General features: G+C 42.2%; 3 protein-coding genes and 2 pseudogenes. 3 read left to right on the top strand and 2 right to left on the bottom strand.

The window, feature by feature from the left end:
• Positions 1 to 821 (top strand): PEP-CTERM sorting domain-containing protein (locus IQ242_RS19850; protein WP_193961146.1); only part of this gene is annotated, 821 nt, incomplete at its 5' end.
• A gap of 166 nt (positions 822 to 987) precedes the next feature.
• Positions 988 to 1,278 carry a DUF433 domain-containing protein gene (locus tag IQ242_RS19845; RefSeq protein WP_043996900.1) on the top strand — a complete coding sequence of 97 codons (291 nt, stop codon included), beginning with the start codon at positions 988 to 990 and terminating at the stop codon, positions 1,276 to 1,278.
• A gap of 427 nt (positions 1,279 to 1,705) precedes the next feature.
• Here the strand turns inward: IQ242_RS19845 and IQ242_RS19840 are convergent.
• Together IQ242_RS19840 and IQ242_RS19835 are read right to left on the bottom strand one after the other, a co-directional pair.
• Positions 1,706 to 1,993: pseudogene (locus IQ242_RS19840) on the bottom strand (hypothetical protein); the annotation flags it as partial.
• 184 nt (positions 1,994 to 2,177) lie between these two features.
• Entirely contained in the window at positions 2,178 to 3,104 is a 927-nt protein-coding gene (locus IQ242_RS19835; protein ID WP_193961144.1) for a hypothetical protein, read from the bottom strand.
• A 173-nt stretch (positions 3,105 to 3,277) separates the two neighbouring features.
• Here IQ242_RS19835 and IQ242_RS19830 point away from each other — a divergent pair.
• Positions 3,278 to 3,513, top strand: a pseudogene (locus tag IQ242_RS19830) (photosystem II q(b) protein); the annotation flags it as partial.

Genomic DNA, 3,513 nt, shown 5'->3' with positions numbered 1-3,513 from the left:
GGACGCAAGCAACAGGGATAGTGGGACTAGGAGACTTACCTGGGGGTAATTTCTTTAGCCAGACTTTTGGGGTATCAGCAGATGGATCTGTTATTGTTGGTTCGAGCAGTAGTGCTAATGGTACTGAAGCATTCCGTTGGACGCAAGCAACAGGGATAGTGGGACTAGGAGACTTACCTGGGGGTAATTTCTTTAGCCAGACTTTTGGGGTATCAGCAGATGGATCTGTTATTGTTGGTTCGAGCAGTAGTGCTAATGGTGTTGAGGCATTCCGTTGGACACAAGGGACGGGGATGGTTGGACTAGGAGACTTATCTGGGGGGAGTTTCCATAGCAGTGCTAATGGAGTATCAGCTGATGGGTCTGTTGTTGTTGGTTTCGGCAATAGTGCTAATGGTACTGAAGCATTCCGTTGGACACAAGCAACGGGGATGGTAGGACTAGGAGATTTACCTGGGGGGAGTTTCCATAGCAGTGCTAATGGAGTATCAGCAGATGGGTCTGTTATTGTTGGTCGAGGTAATAGTGCTAATAATAGTGAGGCATTCATCTGGAATAGTACCCTAGGAATGCGGAGCCTAAAAGAGGTTTTAACGAATGATTATGGTTTAAATTTAACGGGTTGGACTTTAAGCGATGCGACGGCAATTTCTGCTGATGGGTTAACAATTGTGGGTACTGGAATTAACCCTAGTGGTAATTCTGAAGCTTGGATCGCTCGTTTAGATCCACAAAATAATCAATCTGTACCGGAGCCTAGTTCTATTTTAGGGTTAGGGCTGTTTTCTCTGGTGGGTTTTTTGAGGAAAAAACGGTCATAATCTAACCTAACTTTGAGTGGAAAGTCCATAAACTCCCTATTTTTGGCATTTCAATCAGTTAGCGTCTAAATCATTAGATAAAAGGGTATCCTCGAAAAGGGGTGCTTTTTTGTTGTTCAGATGTATCGATCGAGCTACAATAAAAGGGACTTCTTTAGGCGAAAATATGGCTACAGGCATTGATATTAGCGAATTTATTGTGGCTAGTCCGGATATTTGTAATTCCCGTCCCCGGATCGCGGGAACTAGAATCACGATTCAAAGTTTAGTCATGGATCATAAAACGGGAATGAGTGCCGAAGCGATCGCTAGGGAGTATCCTCAGTTAAATCTGGCTCAAATTTATAGCGCTCTAGCGTATTATCACGCGAATAAAGAACAGATAGAAGCCGATATCGATGCTTACCGAGCCGATTGTGAAGACTGGGAATCCCGATATCGAGCCGGTGAATTGTAATGAGTCAAATCCGGCTCTACCTTGATGAAGATGCGGGTCAACGCTCGATCGTGGAAGCTTTGCGGAATCTGCGGTCAGTAAGGTATAGTCATTTCAATTAAAATTGAGAATATTAATCCCAGAGTTCATAAGGGTTTTGTCGGTATAGAGTGTATTAGACTTATCTGAAATGACTATAACAGGTGCAGGATTTTGAGAGAATTGTGGTTCAAAACCTTACGTCCTGTAGGGGCGAAGCATTCGGGCATAACCTATCGCTGAAACCGTAGATTTCCTATCCGAATGCTTCGCCCCTACTTTTTGCCGCAAACCCTACTTAGAAAACTGGACGAAGAGCCATTTACACCGTCTTTAAAAACCCATAAATTAAGGTGTAATTTAGGAGAGTTATGGTCTTGTACTCTTGCTTACGATTATCGAATTATTTTTAGTTTTCAGAGAGGAATCGTCTGATTAAATCTTCCCGTGAAGACTCCAATAATAAACGACTAGACTCCATCGGTGATAACTTGAGCAACTCATCAATGACTTTTATTAAAGACTCATCCAAGTCCCCGAACCTCACCTGCATTAAATTTTCAATAATTTGTCGTTGTCCTTGTTGAAGTCCTTGTTGAAGTCCTTCCCGTTTAGTCGCCTCTTTCCACTCTAAATAAGATTGAGATAAAGCCATAAATACCTCCCTATCTTCTGATTCTAAAAGATTGTTAATTTGGTTCTTCGTTACCTGGTATGGTTTGATCGGGTGGCATAAATCGACTAAATTCTTGTCTAGCAAGAGAATTAATCGATTAGTTCGTCCTAGATTGACAAATATCGCTAAATGTCATTCCCTATAAGGGTTTCATCTCTTATAATTCCGTCCCTTGCATAACACAAACTGAAGAACCTTAATTAATTTATTCAGAGAGGAATCGTCTGATTAAATCTTCCCGTGAAGACTCCAATAATAAACGACTAGACTCCATCGGTGATAACTTGAGCAACTCATCAATGACTTTTATTAAAGACTCATCCAATTCTCCAAACCTCACTTGCATTAAATTTTCAATAATTTGTCGTTGTCCTTGTTGAAGTCCTTGTTGAAGTCCTTGTTGAAGTCCTTGTTGAAGTCCTTCCCGTTTAGTCGCCTCTTTCCACTCTAAATAAGATTGAGATAAAGCCATAAATACCTCCCTATCTTCTGATTCTAAAAGATTATTAACTTCAACACTCACACGCCAACTAATCAATAATTCCATGACATTTTGACGGAAGGAATCGCCAGAAGGCAACTCAAGCAACTCTCTCACCGCTTGGCTTTGGGTTTTCCCCCGTCCCAACAATCTTAACAGTAAAGTGTCTGGGGTAATAGGTAACTGATTAATCGCTACAATTGCCGTTCGGTGAGAGGGAGATAAAAAGTAAATCCCTTCTGTCCAGTTTTCTAGTTCTAATTTAGCATCAAAACTCTCTAGTATCTGGAAACTAATAGAAGTAGCCAAAATCCATAATTTAGGTAAGTCATCCTCGTTTAACTCAGTTTTTTCCCGTTTCCCTTTCCGTTGAAGTTCAGCGAAAATCGAAAACAGTTTTAAGATACAGTTGCGAATTTCCGTTCGATTGGGAGCATTGCGAAAAGGCTCAAGCAAAGTGCTTGTTGTCACCATTTGCCCTAAAAGACCCAAAGATTGAGCATTTCCCCGCATATTAGGGTGAGGAGAGAAGAAAATATCCACCTGACGGGTTTCATCCGCCACCTCTTTGCTGACTTCCACCTTTCCCAGAGGAGACAGCAATTCTTCTAGGTATTGTTTGGCAAATTGATCGTGAGGTTGTCGAGTCATGTCTTCAATCTTAGATCAGAAAAGACCCAACCGCACTCGACCCGTTTCATAACCTCAGCTTATCAATGATATAAGTAACAATAGTTTCAAACCCCTTTACAAACCGTTACAAACTCTCTAAGATAGAGACATCATCAATCGTACCTCGATAACTTAATAGGAATCATAAACCAATGACCACCACTCTACAACAGCGCGAGAGCGCTTCCCTGTGGGAGCAGTTCTGCCAGTGGATCACCAGCACCAACAACCGTCTTTATATCGGTTGGTTCGGTGTCATCATGATCCCCACCCTGCTCACCGCCACCACCTGCTTCATCATCGCCTTTATCGCCGCTCCTCCCGTAGATATCGACGGTATCCGCGAGCCTGTAGCTGGTTCTCTACTCTACGGAAACAACATCATCTC

This window comes from Microcystis sp. LEGE 08355, from assembly GCF_015207185.1.
GTDB lineage: Bacteria > Cyanobacteriota > Cyanobacteriia > Cyanobacteriales > Microcystaceae > Microcystis > Microcystis panniformis.
This window is presented reverse-complemented; position numbering and strand designations above follow the sequence as displayed.